Source organism: Bradyrhizobium sp. LVM 105, assembly GCF_003957705.1.
Lineage (GTDB): Bacteria > Pseudomonadota > Alphaproteobacteria > Rhizobiales > Xanthobacteraceae > Bradyrhizobium > Bradyrhizobium frederickii.
The window spans coordinates 18,101-33,145 of sequence record NZ_QZMV01000016.1 but is presented as its reverse complement, the minus strand read 5'-3'; the positions used below and the strand labels follow the sequence as shown (position 1 = coordinate 33,145).

General features: G+C 65.7%; 14 protein-coding genes. 8 read left to right on the top strand and 6 right to left on the bottom strand.

From position 1 onward, the window contains the following. Position 1 precedes the first annotated feature (1 nt). Positions 2–1,009 (bottom strand): 2-dehydropantoate 2-reductase, encoded by a 1,008-nt coding sequence (locus D6B98_RS31840; RefSeq protein ID WP_126260979.1) that lies wholly within the window; start codon positions 1,007–1,009, stop codon positions 2–4. A gap of 160 nt (positions 1,010–1,169) precedes the next feature. On the opposite strand from D6B98_RS31840, the gene D6B98_RS31835 reads away from it, so the two are divergent. Together D6B98_RS31835 and D6B98_RS31830 are read left to right on the top strand one after the other, a co-directional pair. Next, the gene (locus D6B98_RS31835; protein ID WP_126260978.1) at positions 1,170–1,748 is read left to right on the top strand and encodes a YidB family protein; all 579 of its coding nucleotides are present in this window, start codon (positions 1,170–1,172) and stop codon (positions 1,746–1,748) included. A 42-nt stretch (positions 1,749–1,790) separates the two neighbouring features. Further along, entirely contained in the window at positions 1,791–2,063 is a 273-nt protein-coding gene (locus tag D6B98_RS31830; RefSeq protein ID WP_205680540.1) for a GlsB/YeaQ/YmgE family stress response membrane protein, read from the top strand. 124 nt (positions 2,064–2,187) lie between these two features. On the opposite strand, the gene D6B98_RS31825 is transcribed toward D6B98_RS31830, so the two are convergent. Beyond that, positions 2,188–2,973: an SDR family NAD(P)-dependent oxidoreductase gene (locus D6B98_RS31825; RefSeq protein ID WP_126260977.1), complete on the bottom strand. Its 786-nt coding sequence runs from the start codon at positions 2,971–2,973 to the stop codon at positions 2,188–2,190. Positions 2,974–3,210: 237 nt separating this feature from the next. Here D6B98_RS31825 and D6B98_RS31820 point away from each other — a divergent pair, with 237 nt between their 5' ends. The 3 genes from D6B98_RS31820 to D6B98_RS31810 all read left to right on the top strand — a co-directional run bounded on the left by D6B98_RS31820 (position 3,211) and on the right by D6B98_RS31810 (position 6,454). Further along, positions 3,211–4,275, top strand: coding sequence for an acyl-CoA dehydrogenase family protein (locus D6B98_RS31820; RefSeq protein ID WP_126260976.1), 1,065 nt, complete (start codon positions 3,211–3,213; stop codon positions 4,273–4,275). A 15-nt stretch (positions 4,276–4,290) separates the two neighbouring features. Beyond that, on the top strand, positions 4,291–5,451 hold the full coding sequence (locus tag D6B98_RS31815; protein WP_126260975.1) for an acyl-CoA dehydrogenase family protein: 1,161 nt from the start codon (positions 4,291–4,293) through the stop codon (positions 5,449–5,451). A 190-nt stretch (positions 5,452–5,641) separates the two neighbouring features. Then, complete coding sequence (locus D6B98_RS31810; RefSeq protein WP_126260974.1) at positions 5,642–6,454, top strand: enoyl-CoA hydratase/isomerase family protein; 813 nt, start codon at positions 5,642–5,644, stop codon at positions 6,452–6,454. A gap of 148 nt (positions 6,455–6,602) precedes the next feature. Here the strand turns inward: D6B98_RS31810 and D6B98_RS31805 are convergent, their stop codons facing one another. The 3 genes from D6B98_RS31805 to D6B98_RS31795 form a co-directional block, all read right to left on the bottom strand. Next, the gene (locus D6B98_RS31805) at positions 6,603–7,352 is read right to left on the bottom strand and encodes a VOC family protein (protein WP_164719007.1); all 750 of its coding nucleotides are present in this window, start codon (positions 7,350–7,352) and stop codon (positions 6,603–6,605) included. A gap of 2 nt (positions 7,353–7,354) precedes the next feature. Continuing rightward, the gene (locus D6B98_RS31800) at positions 7,355–8,143 is read right to left on the bottom strand and encodes an enoyl-CoA hydratase (RefSeq protein ID WP_126260972.1); all 789 of its coding nucleotides are present in this window, start codon (positions 8,141–8,143) and stop codon (positions 7,355–7,357) included. 173 nt (positions 8,144–8,316) lie between these two features. Then, positions 8,317–9,522 carry an ABC transporter substrate-binding protein gene (locus D6B98_RS31795; protein ID WP_126260971.1) on the bottom strand — a complete coding sequence of 402 codons (1,206 nt, stop codon included), beginning with the start codon at positions 9,520–9,522 and terminating at the stop codon, positions 8,317–8,319. A 326-nt stretch (positions 9,523–9,848) separates the two neighbouring features. On the opposite strand from D6B98_RS31795, the gene D6B98_RS31790 reads away from it, so the two are divergent. Beyond that, complete coding sequence (locus tag D6B98_RS31790) at positions 9,849–10,646, top strand: thermonuclease family protein (RefSeq protein ID WP_126260970.1); 798 nt, start codon at positions 9,849–9,851, stop codon at positions 10,644–10,646. 135 nt (positions 10,647–10,781) lie between these two features. After that, positions 10,782–12,173 carry a M48 family metalloprotease gene (locus D6B98_RS31785; protein WP_245481505.1) on the top strand — a complete coding sequence of 464 codons (1,392 nt, stop codon included), beginning with the start codon at positions 10,782–10,784 and terminating at the stop codon, positions 12,171–12,173. A gap of 199 nt (positions 12,174–12,372) precedes the next feature. Here the strand turns inward: D6B98_RS31785 and D6B98_RS31780 are convergent, their stop codons facing one another. Continuing rightward, the gene (locus D6B98_RS31780) at positions 12,373–13,701 is read right to left on the bottom strand and encodes an MFS transporter (RefSeq protein ID WP_126260969.1); all 1,329 of its coding nucleotides are present in this window, start codon (positions 13,699–13,701) and stop codon (positions 12,373–12,375) included. Between the two features lie 180 nt (positions 13,702–13,881). On the opposite strand from D6B98_RS31780, the gene cyoA reads away from it, so the two are divergent. Beyond that, a complete protein-coding gene (gene cyoA, locus D6B98_RS31775) occupies positions 13,882–15,042 on the top strand; it encodes a ubiquinol oxidase subunit II (protein ID WP_126260968.1) in 1,161 nt (386 codons plus the stop codon). Positions 15,043–15,045 lie beyond the last annotated feature (3 nt).

The following is a 15,045-nucleotide window of genomic DNA, read 5'->3' as shown; positions in this document are numbered from 1 at the left end:
CTCAAGCCACGCCCCGAATCTGCCGCGGCGTCAGGCGCGGCGGTCCGTTGCCGGCCGCCTCGGCCTCCCTGATCAGCGCAACAATACGGCGCATCAGCGGCACCTCGACACGGTTTTGCTCTGCGAGCGCTATCACTGCGCCCTGGAGATAGTCGATCTCGGTCTTGCGGCCCTGTTTCAGGTCCTGCCACATCGAGGAGCGCGCTTGGGGATCGATCTTCATGGTCCGCCCCAGGATCGCGTTGAAGATCGCATCCGGCAACCGCAGCAAGGTCGGTGACCAGCGCATCGGGATCGGCGTCGAAGACACCGGCGTGATGCCGGCGGACTTCAGCGCGGCAAGTCCCTCCGCCATCTGGTCGGCGAACAGCCTGCGCCAGTCGCGGTCGGCCAGTTGCGCGGCGAGCGGCATGTCCGAGAGCGCGCTGAGCGCGTTGTTCAGATTGATGATCAGCTTGCCCCATTGCACGCCGGTGATGTCCGCGCTCGCGCGTACCGCAAGGCCAGGCACCGAGAGCGCCGTGGCCGTGTTCTCGGCATCCTTGCCGATATGGATGTCGCCGGAGGTCGAGCGATGGAAACGGCCCTCGCCCATCGCGATCACGTTGAACGGCACCATCCCGGCGAGCACGCGGCGGCCGCCGAGACGCTCGCGCAGCACCGCGACATTGCCGATACCGTTCTGGAGCGAGACGATGACGGCATCCTCAGGCGCATGCTGCGCGATCTGATCCGCGACGGCGGCGGTGTCGGCGCTCTTCACCGTGACCAGCACGATGCCGGCACTGTGGAAGATCGCAGGATCCTCCGACAGCGCGAGCTGGCCTGCACTGAGCTTCTTCTCGGAGCCGTCGAAATCGGTCAGAAGCAGGCCGAACCGCTCGATCTCGGTCTTCACCCGCGGCCGCACCAGCAGCGCGACGCGGCGGCCGCCGGCCGCCAGCATGCCGCCGACGAAACAGCCGATGGCGCCGGCGCCGGCCACCACGATCGGTCGATCCACAACCACTGAGCCTGCTCCCTGAACGTCCTGCCTTCGATAGCAGAGGCGAGGCCTGCAACCAATCGCGTCGCGGCCGACTTGTAACGGTCATGACGGCCCCATATGTTTTCGCCCCGGGGCAGTCGGCGGTGAGCGCTCGCCGAACGAGACGCCAAAGGAGAGCACCATGGGTCTACTCGACGTCCTCAACGGCATGCAGAACGGCCCGCGCGGTCCCTCTACGCCGAGCACGGAAAAATCCTCCGGCATGTCGCCGATGACCATGGCGCTGCTCGGCTTGCTCGCCTGGAAGGCGTTCAAGCACATGACCGCGAACCAATCCGGTACGGCACCGCAGCCGTCACCGACGCCGGCGCCTCCGCCGGTAAACACGAACACCGCTGATAGCGGCGGTCTTGGCGGTCTCGGAGGCCTGCTCAAAGGCGGTCTCGGCGGCCTGCTCGCGGGCGGCGCGGCCGGCACCGTGCTCAGCGGCGGCCTCGGCGACCTTCTCAACCAGTTGCAGCAGGGCGGCCACGGCGACGCCGCGAAGTCCTGGGTCGGCAATGGCGAGAACAAGCCGATCGCGCCGGGCGATCTCGCCAGCGCACTCGGCGCCGACCAGATCGAGAGCCTGTCCGCCCAAAGCGGCCTGTCGCGCGAGGAGCTGCTCAACGGCCTCAGCCAGTATCTGCCGCAGGTGGTCGACCATCTGACGCCGGACGGACGGCTGCCGACCGAGAACGAGCTCTCAGGCAGACTCTAGTCCAACCTTGATCGACGCGCTTTCGGGAAGGGGAGCACACTCATGAGCATGGGCGGCCTGTTGTGGATCATCGTTGTCGGCTTCATTGCTGGCCTCATCGCGCGCTGGCTGGCGCCTGGGCCGAACAATCCGAGCGGCTTCATTCTCACCACCATTCTCGGCATCGCCGGCGCGTTTCTGGCGACCTTCATCGGCCAGGCCATCGGCCATTACAGTCCCGACCAGGGCGCCGGCTTCATCATGGCCACGATCGGCGCGGTGGTGGTGCTGTTCATCTGGCACCGGCTGGTGACAAGCGGCCTGATCAAGGGGTAGCGGCGCTGGAAGTAGGCACGCCGTCGCTCCGCACTCGTCATTGCGAGGAGCGCTTGCGACGAAGCAATCCAGGCCGTTTCCGCGGAGGGATTCTGGATTGCTTCGCTGCGCTCGCAATGACGAGCTAGGTAATCAAATGCATCCCCGCGTCCATGCGCACGACCTCGCCGGTCATGTTGCTGGAGGCCGGCATCGCCAGGAAGCAGACGACCTGCGCGATGTCCTCGGCGCTTGAAGCGACCTTCAGCGGCACCTTCGCCACCACGCTGTCGCGCACCTGCTTGGCGCCGGCCTCGCCGCGGCCCTTGGTGAACCAGGGCGTGTCGATATAGCCGGGGCAGACGGTGTTGACGCGGATCAGCGGCGCCAGCGCGCGCGACAGCGACAGCGTCATGGTATTGAGCGCACCCTTGCTGGCGGCGTAGGCGATCGACGAGCCGACGCCGCTGATGCCGGCAACCGAGGACACGTTGACCACGGCGGAGGGCCGCCCCGAGGCCTTGGCGCCGGCCTCGAGCAGGCTGCGCGCGGCGCGCACCATCTGGAACGGGCCGATGGTGTTGACGCCATAGACCCGCTGGAAATCTTCAGCCGACAATCCGTCGAGATCGGCATGAGCGACATGCTTGGTGATGCCGGCATTGTTGACGAGGATATCGAGCCGGCCCCATCCACTGGCGGCCGCGACGATCTTGCGGCAATCGGCGTCCTTTGAAACATCGCCCTGCGCGACCAGCACCTCCGCGGCGCCGGCCTTGCGGCAGATGTCCGCGGTGGCCTCGGCCTCCTTCTGGCTCGACGAATAGTTGATGACGAGCCGCGCCCCGCTGCGCGCGAGAATTTCAGCCGTCGCCGCGCCGAGCCCGGAGGCAGACCCCGTCACGATTGCGCACAGATTGTCCTTGGCCATCTTGATTTCCTTCCCCGTGGCTCTGATCTTTCGCGCCTTGTTTAGCGAGTTTGCGGCGCCCTGCAAATCGAGCAAACTCCGCTAAGCGGAATTAGCTTGCGCCCATGCCCGCGCCGCAGGTTGACCTGCGATCAACGCTTGTCAGGGCCATGGCTTTTTCGGATCATCGGGCGCAAGAAGACCTGCGCGTCCGCTTGGCCTAGCGGGACGCGCCAACGGCAAAACACGGGGAACGCTGTGGCGGAGAGTGACAACATCGTCGTCGAGACCGCGGAGAAGATCTTCGCCGATCTCGCCGATCCGCAAACCATCAACAACGACAAGAAGGGCGCGTGGCAGGCGCCGCTGTGGCAGGCGCTGAGCGAGGCCGGCCTGCCGTTGTCCTGGGTGCCCGATGAGCTCGGCGGCTCCGGCGCGAGCCTGGCCGACGGTTTTGCGCTGCTGAACGCCGCCGGCCGTTTCGCCGTCGCGGTTCCCCTGGCCGAGACCATGCTGGCGGGCTGGCTGCTGGCGCAGGCGAAGATCGCTTCCCCGGAGGGCGAGATGACGGTGCTGCCGGCCGGCCCCAGGGATCGCATCACCCTCGATGCCGACGGTTCGCTCTCCGGCCGCGCCCGCGGCGTGCCTTTTGCCAAGGCGGCGAAGCATTTCGCGGTGCTGGCGCATGGCAAGGACGGCGTCGCGATCGCGCTGGTCGATGGAGCCAAGGCCCGGATCGAATCCGGCCTCAATGTCGGCTACGACCACAGCGATACCGTAACGCTCGACAGGGTCCAGCCCGTCACGCTCAAGCCCGCGCCGAAGGGCTTTGACCAGACCACGCTGATGCTGATGGGCGGCGTTGCGCGTAGCCTGCAGATCGCGGGCGCGCTGGAATCGATGCTCGACATCTCCGTGCGCTATTCCAACGAGCGCGTCGCCTTCGAGAAGAAGATCTCGAAATTCCAGGCCGTGCAGCACAATCTGGCGCGCCTCGCCGGCGAATCCGCAGCCGCGCTTGCGGCCGCGACATCCGCCGCCGATGCCATCGCGAACGCCAGGACGTTCAATGACGAGGTCTATCTCGAAGCGGCCTCCGCAAAGATCCGCTGCGCGGAAGCGGCCGAAAAAGGCGGCGCCATCGCGCATCAGGTGCACGGCGCGATCGGCTTCACCATCGAGCACATCCTGCACCGCTATTCGCTGCGGGCGCTGGCCTGGCGCGACGACTTCGGCTCGGAGAGCCATTGGGCCGTCGAGCTCGGCAAGCTGGTGGCAAATCGCGGCGCCGACGAATTGTGGCCGCTGGTGGCGTCGCGCTGATCAGGAGAGAAACACATGACCGCTGCGCTTCGTTTCGATCCGATCCGCCTGCCCGAAAAGTGCGAGCAATTGCGCAAGGAAGTGCGCGCTTTCCTCGCCGAGGAGATCGCCGCCGGCACCTTCGACCCGCACCAGCCCAACCGCGAGGACACCGACGCGCCGGAATTTTCCCGCCGGGTTGGCGCCAAGGGCTGGCTCGGGATGACCTGGCCGAAGAAATATGGCGGCCAGGAGCGCTCCTTCCTCGAGCGTTACGTCGTGACCGAGGAGATGCGCGTTGCCAACGCGCCGACGCGGCGCTTCTTCGTCGCCGACCGCCAGAGCGGACCGGTGCTGCTGAAATATGCGCCGGAGCATATCAAGATGGAGATCCTGCCGCGGATCTGCCGCGGCGAGGTCTGCTTTGCGATCGGCATGAGCGAGCCGAACTCCGGCTCCGACCTGTTCGCCGCGAAGACCCGCGCAACTAAGACGGACGGCGGCTATCTCATCAACGGCACCAAGATCTGGACCTCGTCGGCGCATATCGCCGACTACATGATCGCGATCTTCCGGACCTCGCCGCCGACCAAGGAAAACCGTCGCCACGGCCTGACCCAGTTCCTGGTCAAGATGAAGCAGCCGGGCATCAAGGTGAACCCGATCGGCCAGATCACCGGGCAGTACGAATTCAACGAGGTCGTCTTCACCGATCACTTCATTCCTGACGACCACGTGCTCGGCGAGGTCGACGGCGCCTGGAAGCAGGCGACGAGCGAGCTCGCCTATGAGCGTTCGGGCCCCGAGCGTTTCCTCGAAACCTATTATGTGCTGACCGAGCTGGTGCGCGCGGTCGGCCCCAACCCGGACACACGCAGCGCCGAAGGCATCGGGCGCCTGGTCGCGCAGCTCCACACCATGCGGCGCATGTCGGTTTCGGTGGCCGGCATGCTCGAGGCCGGCAAGGAGCCGGTGGTCGAGGCGTCCATCGTCAAGGACATCGGCACGGTCTGGGAGCAGCAGCTTCCGCACCGCGTGCGCGATCTCGCCGCCTTCGTCGAGGAGACCGCGACCAATCGCGAGACCTTGGAGCGGCAGCTCGACTTCGCGATCAAGACCGCACCGAAACTCACCATCCAGGGCGGCACCACCGAGGTGCTGCGCGGCATCATCGCCCGCGGACTGGGTTTGCGCTGACTCTGATGAGAACGAACTCTCGGCCACGCGCTCCGTCCACCTCTCCCATAGGGAGAGGTCGATTTGCGCCAGCAAATCGGGTGAGGGGTTATGCCCTCGCCGGGGACCTCAGCCCCTCACCCGGCGCTACGCACCGACCTCTCCCTGTGGGAGAGGTGGTTCTTCGCTACCGAGATACTGGAGATTAGACATGAGCACGTACAAAGATATCGGCGTCGAGAAGGTCGGGCATGTCGGCACCATCGAGATCCGCCGCCCGCCGCTCAATTTCTTCGACATTTCGCTGATCAACCAGATCGCGGACGCGCTCGACGAATTCGACCGCGACATCGAGATCCGCGCCTCCGTTCTCTCAGCGCAGGGCAAGGCGTTCTGCGCCGGCGCCAACTTCCAGGATCCGGCGCGGCAGGCGCAGGAGGCCCGCGAGGCCGAGAAGAAAGGCGACCCCGCTGACAGCCTCGGATCGATCAACCACCTCTACATTCAGGCCGTGCGCATCTTCCGCGCCAAGAAGCCGATCGTCGCGGCCGTGCAGGGCGCCGCCATCGGCGGCGGATTGGGCCTCGCGGTCTCGGCCGATTTCCGCGTCACCTGCCCCGAGGCGCGGTTCTCCGCGAACTTCACCAAGCTCGGGTTTCATCCAGGCTTCGGCCTGACCGTGACGCTGCCCGAGCTGATCGGCAAGAACAACGCCGAGCTGATGTTCTACACCAGCCGCCGCGTCACCGGCGAAGAGGCCGTGAAGTGGGGCCTCGCCAACGAGTTGGTGCCGCAGGACCAGGTCAAGGCGGCCGCCATGAAGCTCGCCGGCGAGATCGCCGAGTGCTCGCCGCTCGGCCTGCTCTCCACCCGCGCCACGATGCGCAACGGGCTCGCCGATCGCGTCATGGCCGCGACCAATCACGAGCTGGCCGAACAGACCAGGTTGCGCGCGACGGAGGATTTCAAGGAAGGCGTGAAAGCCACTGAAGAGCGGCGCGCGGCGAATTTCAGGGGAAGGTGATTGCGGCGATGCCGTAGGGTGGGCAAAGGCGCGTAAGCGCCGTGCCCACCATCTCTTGAAGCGTCGACGACAGGCGTGGGCACGCTTCCGCCGTCGCTCTTCGAGCTATGGCGGACAAGTCGCTTTGCCCACCCTACGCTTCGCTCACTCAGCTCAGGCGGAACGTCACCCCGCCCAGCAAGAACTCATTCCCCGCGACCGCGTGCCCTTTCGCCCGCGCTGCATGCAGCACACGTGCAGCATCAGCCACGCGAAACTCCAGCGCGCTCATGATCTCGCTGGCGCCCTTGACGAAGCGGAAGGTTGCGTTCGGCAGCTTCAGTTCGGCATCGCCGCTCGGTGCAATACCGATGATCTTCCTCCAATGCTCCGCCAGTTCCTGCGGGTTCGGGCTCTGCATCTCCACCGCCGTCAGCGCCTGCGTCACGTCCTTGCGAATGAACTTCTGCCAGTCCGGTCCCGCCGGCGGATACGCGCCCAGAATATCGTCGCTGCCTTCGGTGTGGTTGAACTCGATGAAGGCGGCGCGGCAGTCGCGGGGGTGGAGCTGCACGCCGTGATAGGGCGCGTGATCGATGACGTTGGCGGTGCGCACGCCCATCGCGTTCGCATGGCGTCCGCGCTCGTCGGGATCGTTGCAGCAGAAGATTGCCATATAGCCGCCGCGACCGCCGGTCTTCTCGATGAAGCGGCCGGCCGTGGTGCCGTCCTTGAAGGGCGCGACCACCTCGAGCAGGATCGTGTCGACCGGGAGCAGCGCGTTCTCCAGGCCGTATTTGGCGACATTGCCGTCGCGGTAGCAGACGGCAAGACCCATGATCTCCGCGATGTCGGAGGCGACGGGCGCGAGCTGCGGCGCGACGAGGCAGATCTGGCGTAGCCGCATATAGGGCGCCATGGTCATGCGCCTTTGAAGGTCGGCTTGCGCTTCTCGACGAAGGCCTTGGCGGCCTCCTTGTGGTCCTCGGTGTCGCCGCAGCGGGTGTGGTGGATGGCCTCGCCGTCGAAGCAATCCTCCAGCGCCAGATGCTCGGCATTGTTGATGTTGCGCTTGATGAAGCCGAGCGCGATCGACGGCCCTTGCGCCAGCGACAGCGCGAGCTCGTGGGCCGCGGCGTCGATCTCGGCATCGGGCACCACCTTGGTCACCATGCCGATCGCGTGCGCTTCCCTCGCGGTCAGCACCGGCGACATCAGATAAAGCTCGCGCGCCCGCGCGCTGCCGAGCAGCTGGGTGAGGAAATAGGTGCCGCCGTAATCGCCGGAGAAGCCGACCTTGGCAAAGGCCGTGGTGATCTTGCAGGATTCGGAGGCGATGCGCAGGTCGCAGGACAGCGCCATCGACAGGCCGGCGCCGGCCGCGGCGCCGTCGAGCTGCGCCACCACGGGCTTGGGCATCTGGTGCAGGATGCGCGAGACCTCCATTCCGCGGCGCAGATTCGCGAGCTTCTGCTCGAACGGCAGCGGCGCGCGGCCGGCCGCCATGGACTTGACGTCGCCGCCGACGCAGAACGAGCCGCCGGCGCCCTTGAACAGCACGGCGCGCACCTCGGGATCGTCGGCCGCGCGGCGCGCCGCCTCGACCAGCCCGACCACCATCTCCGGATTGAGCGCGTTCTTCCGCTCCGGGCGATTCATGGTGATGGTGAGCAGCCCACCTTCGAGCTTTTGCAGGACCATGTCGTTCATGGGGCGTCTCCCTTGTTGTTTTGCTCCGTCATTCCGGGGCGCGCCCCTTGGCGCGAACCCGGAATCCATCTCTCAACCGTCACTGCCGCCCGATGGATCCCGGGCTCTCGCTGCGCGAGCCCCGGGATGACGACCTACTGTTGGCGCGCTCGTCGTCTCGACGACTCACGCCGTCACTTCTTCACCAGCGGACAGCGCGACTGCTCCAGCGACTGGAACGCCTCGTTGCCGGGCACGGTGGCGAGCAGCTTGTAATCGTCCCAGCGGCCCTTCGACTCCGACGGCTTCTTCACCTCGAATAGGTACATGTCGTGGATCATGCGGCCGTCCTCGCGGATCCTGCCGTTCTTGGCGAAGAAGTCGTTGATCGGCGTCTCCTTCATCACCTTCATCACGGCGGCCGAATCGGTCGTGCCGGCCGCCTTCACCGCCTTCAGGTAATGCGTGACGGAGGAGTAGACGCCGGCCTGCGCCGAGGTCGGCGGCCGCTTCACGCGCTCCTGGAAGCGCTTGGAGAAGGCGCGCGTCTCGTCGTTCATGTCCCAGTAGAACGCTTCCGCCAGCAGCAGCCCCTGCGCGGTCTCGAGGCCGATCGAGTCGATGTCGGTGACGAAGACGAGCAGCGGCGAAACCTTCTGGCCGCCCTTCATGATCCCGAACTCGGCCGCCTGCTTGATGGCGTTGACGGTGTCGCCGCCGGCATTTGCGAGCCCGATCACCTTGGCCTTGGAGGCCTGCGCCTGCAGCAGGAAGGACGAGAAATCCGAGGTGTTGAGCGGATGGCGCACGCTGCCCAGCACCTTGCCGCCGGTCTTGGTCACGACGGCACTGGTGTCCTTCTCCAGGTCCTGGCCGAAGGCGTAGTCGGCAGTGAGGAAGTACCAGCTGTCGAGGCCCGTCTTCACCGCCGCAAGGCCGGTCACATTGGCCTGGCCGTAGGTGTCGAACACATAGTGGACGGTGTAGGGACCGCAGGCCTCGTTGGTGAGACGGATCGAGCCCGGGCCGTTGAACATGATGATCTTGTTGCGCGCCTTTGCGATCTCGCCGGCCGCAAGCGCGGTCGCAGAGGCGGCGACGTCGTAGATCATCTCGACGCCCTGATTGTCGAGCATGTCGCGGGCGATGTTGCCGGAGAGGTCGGCCTTGTTCTGATGGTCGGCCGCGAGCACCTGGATCTTGCGCCCCAACACTTCGCCGCCAAAGTCCTCCACCGCCATCTTGGCCGCGGTCTCGCTGCCGGAGCCGGTGATGTCGGCATAGAGGCTCGACATGTCCAAGATACCGCCGATCTTGAGAGGTGGCTTGTCCTGGGCCTGCGCGGCGCTCGCATTGAGGGCAAATGCGGCGGCAAAAATGCCCGACAAAATAGTCTTCATGGAAAACGATCTCCCTTATCGCGCCGTGCTCTGATGGCGGCTTGGTTATTGCTCTTGGTTGGTTCTTGGCAATCGCTGTTGCCGCAATCATGCCGCATGCGCAAGAGCGCAGCAAGCGCGAGCGGCGATGCAAATGAATGATCAATCGTGCTCTTTCCGCAAAACGGAATGGCGAGATGCGGAAGAGTGCCTCCGCCGTCATTGCGAGCGTAGCGAAGCAATCCAGGATCTTTCCCCGGAGGGACTTCGGATTGCTTCGCTGCGCTCGCAATGACGAGGAGTAGGACGAGCCCTCTTCGCGACCTACTGCGTTTGAGTTATAGTTCGTGCGCAACGCAACCTCTCCGGGTCACGTGACGCAACTGCTTCAGCTCATCATCGTATTCCTTCTCATCGCGAGTCACACCGCGCTCGCGACACCATGCCAGTTCGAGTTTCAAGGCGAAGGTCGCGTCGCCGCCATCGTCGATGCGCGCAGCGTGCGTCTCGACGACGGCCGCGAAATCCGTCTCATGGGAATCGAGCCCGCGGCGACGACGAAGCCGGCGCTGGCGTCGCTGCTCGCCGGCCGCGACGTCAGGCTCCGCGGCAGCGACGATACGCCGGACCGCTATGGCCGCCAGGGCGCCCTGGTCTTCATCGGCGAAAGCGACAATCCGGTGCAGGCGATGCTGCTGGCCCAGGGCGAGGCCATGGTCTCGGCCGAGATCACGGACAAGGACTGTGCAGCCGCCCTGATGGCGTCGGAGGCCGCAGCCCGGCACCAAAAAAAGGGCAGTTGGGCTGACCCGTCGGCCATAAAAAACGCGGAAAGTCCGGACGATATTTTGGCAGGGATCGGGCGTTTTGTGGTGGTCGAGGGCAAAGTCCTGTCCGTCCGGCAAGCTGGGGCAATGACCTACCTCAACTTCGGACGAAGCTGGACACGGGGCTTTGCGGCGACTATCTCCAAACGCACGCTGCCGGCGTTTGAAAGCGCTGGCATTTCCCTTAAGTCCTTGGAGAACAAACGTATTCGAGTTCGGGGCTGGGTTGAGGGCAATACGGGGCCGCGGATCGATATACGCCTCGTAGGACAGGTCGAGTTGCTGGGCGCAAACGAATCGACAGGGGTAAGGCCTTAGCGCGGGGCCGGACACGGGTTAAGCGACGTGAATGGGGTGCTAGAACGGCACGGACGAGGTGATGGCCGCCGCCTGCGGGCTGCGCCGGCTGCGCTATGCCTTGTCCTGAGCACAGCGCTGGCGGGCTGCGGCGACATGGGCCGGTTCCAGGCTGCCGCGACCCCTCCGGCCGTCGCGATGCCGAAGCCCAAGCCGGCCATCGCGCAGACCCCCGCGACCGAGAAGGAGCACGAGCGCATCCTGGCGAGCTATGGCGGGACCTATGACGATCCCAGGCTCGAATCGCTCGTCAGCAAGACGGTCGACCGGCTGGTCGCGGCCTCCGACCGTCCCGACCAGGGCTACAAGGTCACCATCCTCAATTCCGGCGCGGTGAACGCCTTCGCGCTGCCGAACGGCCAGCTCTATGTCACGCGCGGCCTGCTTGCGCTTGCGAGCGACACCTCGGAATTGTCCTCCGTGCTCAGCCACGAGATGGCGCATGTACTGTCCAAGCACGCGGCGATGCGCGAGGACCAGGCGCGCCAGGCTGCGATCGTCACCCGCGTCGTCACCGACATGAGCAACGATCCCGATCTCACGGCGCTGGCGCTGGCCAAGACCAAGCTCACCATGGCGAGCTTCTCGCGCAAGCAGGAGCTCGAGGCCGACGGCATCGGGGTGGGCATTTCCGCCAAGGCGCATTTCGACCCCTACGGTGCGGCGCGCTTCCTCTCGGCGATGGAGCGCAATGCCGAGCTGAAGGCCGGCAAGTCTTCGCTCGATCCGCGCGCGCAGGATTTCACCTCGTCGCATCCGGCAACCCCGGAGCGCGTGCAGAACGCGCAGAATATCGCGCGGCAATACACTGCGCCCGAAGGCGCCGAGCGCGACCGCGAGAGCTATCTCGCCGCGATCGACAACCTCGTTTACGGCGAAGACCCCAGCGAAGGTTTCGTGCGCGGCCGCCGCTTCCTGCATCCGAAGCTGGGCTTCACCTTCCAGGCGCCGGACAATTTCACGCTCGACAACACCGCCCAGGCCGTGATCGGCGTGCGCGAGGGCGGCGCACAGGCGATGCGTTTCGACGTGGTGCGGGTGCCGGCGGAGCAGTCGCTCGGCGACTATCTGAACTCCGGCTGGATGGAGGGCGTCGAGAAGGCGTCCACCGAAGACCTCACCATCAACGGCTTCCCGGCCGCGTCCGCCGCCGCCAAGGGCGACCAGTGGCAGTTCAAGGTCTATGCGCTGCGGTTCGGCAGCGACGTCTATCGTTTCATCTTCGCGACAAGGCAGAAATCGACCGAGAGCGAGCGCAACGCGCGCGAGACCGTCAATTCGTTCCGCCGCCTGACGCTCGACGAGATCCAGGCCGCCCGCCCGCTGCGCATCAAGGTCATCACCGTGCAGCCCGGCGATACCGTGGAATCGCTCTCCCACCGCATGGCCGGCGTCGATCACCCCGCCGAGCGCTTCCGCATGCTCAACGGGCTCGATCGCAGCGCGCAGGTAAAGGTGCGCGATCGTGTGAAGATCGTGGCGGATTGACCTGCGCTAAGCGCACGTCATCCCGGGGCGCGCTTAGCGCGAACCCTGGATCTGGAGCGACAGATTGCGCTGCGTAGGGTGGGCAAAGGCGCGCAGCGCCGTGCCCACGATCTTTCTCAATGGCAAACAGGTGGTGGGCACGCTTCGCTTTGCCCACCCTACGACACTACGACACCTGTGATGCGGCGACGGCGCGAGCCTAACGCCCCGCGTCCATATCGCCCGCCTCGCGCTGGCCGCTGAGCCAGAGCGCGAGCAGGGTCCAGAACGCGCCGGACAACAGATACGCACCCGATGCGATGACGCCGAGATTGGTGGCGAGCAGCAACGCGACCAGCGGCGCGAAGCCGGCGCCGAACAGCCAGGCCATGTCCGAGGTCAACGCCGAGGCGGTGTAGCGATAGGCCTGCTTGAAGTTCGACGCGATCGCACCCGAGGACTGGCCGAAGGACAGGCCGAGCAGGATGAAGCCGATCACCATGTAGATCGTCTCGCCGAACGCGCCGGCGTCGAGCAGCTGCGGGGCAAAGCCGCTATAGATCGCGATCGCGATCGCCGATCCCATCAGCAGCGATTTGCGCCCCACGCGGTCGGCGATGATGCCCGAGACCACGATCGCGCCGACGCCGAACACCGCGGCGACGATCTCGATGATCAGGAAGCGCACCGGGCTTTCGCGGGTGAACAGGAACACCCAGGACAGCGGAAACACCGTGACCATGTGAAACAGCGCGAAGCTGGCGAGGGGCGCAAACGCCCCGAGCATGATGTTCTGGCCTTCGCGCGCGACCGTGTCGGAGATGCGCGCCGGCTGCAATTCGCGGGTCTCGAACAGCGTGGCATATTCCTCCGTCGTCACCATGCGCAGGCGCGCGAACAGCGCCACGACGTTGATGGCAAAGGCAACGAAGAACGGATAGCGCCAGCCCCAGTCGAAGAAATCGTCGGCCGAGAGATTGCCGGCGAAATAGGCGAACAGCGCGCTCGCCACGATCAGCCCGAGCGGAGCGCCGAGCTGCGGCACCATCGCGTACCAGCCGCGCTGGGAGGGCGGCGCGTTCAGCGCCAGCAGCGAAGCCATGCCGTCCCAGGCGCCGCCCCAGGCGAGGCCCTGGGCGATGCGCGCCAGTGCCAGCAGCCAGATCGCGGCAACGCCGATCTCGTGATAGCCGGGCAGGAACGCCAGCGCGACGGTCGCGGTGCCGAGCAGGAACAGCGCCGAGATCAGCTTGGCGGTCTTGCCGTAGGCACGGTCGACCGTCATGAAAATGACCGTGCCGATCGGCCGGGCCATGAAGGCCAGTGCGAAGATCATAAAGGAATAGAGGGTGCCGGTCAGCTCGCTCGCGAACGGGAACACCAGACGCGGGAAGACGATCACCGAGGCGATCGCGAAGACGAAGAAGTCGAAGAATTCCGAGGTGCGGCCGATGATGACGCCGATGGCGATCTCGCCGGGGCTGGCCTGGTCGTGGCCATGCTCGCCCGAGTGGAGATCTGCCATTGCGGGGGTCTGTGCCGTCGCCATGCGTGCGCCCTTAACGTCCTGAAAACCAAAGCCGACCGCCCGGCGGGCGCCAGGCAATCTGGCCCTGTCTGACCCAACATCTCGCACTGCAACATTGGACAAATTGTCCAATGTCCGGATTGTTGCGCCGCAGCTACCCGTTGGCCCCGCAAAAGAAACTCATTCTCAAAGGCTCGGCCCGTGTCTCGTCTCAAGATCCTGGCGCTACTACCTCTGGCTGCCGCGCTCAGCGGCTGCGACTACGTCGTGCTGGCGCCAGCCGGCGATATCGCAGCCCAACAGCGCGACCTCGTCGTCATCTCCACCGTCCTGATGCTCCTGATCGTCCTCCCCGTGATGGCGCTGACCGTGCTGTTCGCCTGGCGCTATCGCCAGTCCAACACCGCGGCCCGCTACGAGCCGGAGTGGGATCATTCGACCGCTCTTGAGCTCGTGATCTGGTCGGCGCCGCTCTTGATCATCGTTTGCCTGGGCGCGCTGACCTGGATGGGCACGCACCTGCTCGACCCCTATCGCACGCTCGGCCGCATCCATGCCGACCGCGCCGTGGACCAGTCCAAGGCTCCGCTCGAGGTCGACGTCGTCGCGCTCGACTGGAAATGGCTGTTCATCTACCCGGACTACGGCATCGCCACCGTCAACGAGCTCGCAGCTCCGGTCGATCGCCCGATCAACTTCCGCATCACCGCCTCCTCGGTGATGAACTCGTTCTACATCCCCGCGCTCGCCGGCCAGATCTACGCGATGCCGGGCATGGAGACGAAGCTCCACGCGGTGGTGAACCACGCCGGCACCTACAAGGGGTTCTCGGCGAACTACAGCGGCGCCGGCTTCTCCGGCATGCACTTCAACTTCAAGGGCCTCGACGACAAGGGCTTTGACGCCTGGGTCGCGCAGGCCAAATCCGCCGGAGGCTCGCTCGGCCGCGCCGAATATCTCCAGCTCGAGAAGCCGAGCCAGAACGAGCCGGTGCGGCGCTGGGGCACTGTCGATGCCGATCTCTACCGCCTGATCCTCAACATGTGCGTCGAGACCGGCAAGATGTGCCAGAGCGAGATGATGGCGATCGACGCCAAGGGCGGCAACGGCCATCAGGGCCTCAACAACACCCTGCCGCTGGCCTACGACAAATACGCCCGCCGCGGCACCGCACTCGGGCCCGAGCCGAGCTTCGTCGCCGGCACCTGCACCCCCGATGCGCCGCAGGGCAGGACCACCGCGTCCATCACGGCCCCCGTCGACACCGCGCCGCTGCTCGGCGCCGGCCTGAAGCGGCCGTCGTTCACGCCGCTGAAGTCCTCGTCCTTCTTCCTCGGACAGCGTCCGAAGTCAAACTCCTAAAGA

Excerpts from the sequence above, each read along its gene's own strand:
- D6B98_RS31785 (WP_245481505.1), top strand. The coding sequence starts at position 10,782 with ATGGGCCGGTTCCAGGCTGCCGCGACCCCTCCGGCCGTCGCGATGCCG.
- D6B98_RS31805 (WP_164719007.1), bottom strand. The coding sequence starts at position 7,352 with ATGGCGCCCTATATGCGGCTACGCCAGATCTGCCTCGTCGCGCCGCAG.
- D6B98_RS31810 (WP_126260974.1), top strand. The coding sequence starts at position 5,642 with ATGAGCACGTACAAAGATATCGGCGTCGAGAAGGTCGGGCATGTCGGC.
- D6B98_RS31825 (WP_126260977.1), bottom strand. The coding sequence starts at position 2,973 with ATGGCCAAGGACAATCTGTGCGCAATCGTGACGGGGTCTGCCTCCGGG.
- D6B98_RS31800 (WP_126260972.1), bottom strand. The coding sequence starts at position 8,143 with ATGAACGACATGGTCCTGCAAAAGCTCGAAGGTGGGCTGCTCACCATC.
- D6B98_RS31780 (WP_126260969.1), bottom strand. The coding sequence starts at position 13,701 with ATGGCGACGGCACAGACCCCCGCAATGGCAGATCTCCACTCGGGCGAG.
- D6B98_RS31795 (WP_126260971.1), bottom strand. The coding sequence starts at position 9,522 with ATGAAGACTATTTTGTCGGGCATTTTTGCCGCCGCATTTGCCCTCAAT.
- D6B98_RS31835 (WP_126260978.1), top strand. The coding sequence starts at position 1,170 with ATGGGTCTACTCGACGTCCTCAACGGCATGCAGAACGGCCCGCGCGGT.
- D6B98_RS31830 (WP_205680540.1), top strand. The coding sequence starts at position 1,791 with ATGAGCATGGGCGGCCTGTTGTGGATCATCGTTGTCGGCTTCATTGCT.
- D6B98_RS31815 (WP_126260975.1), top strand. The coding sequence starts at position 4,291 with ATGACCGCTGCGCTTCGTTTCGATCCGATCCGCCTGCCCGAAAAGTGC.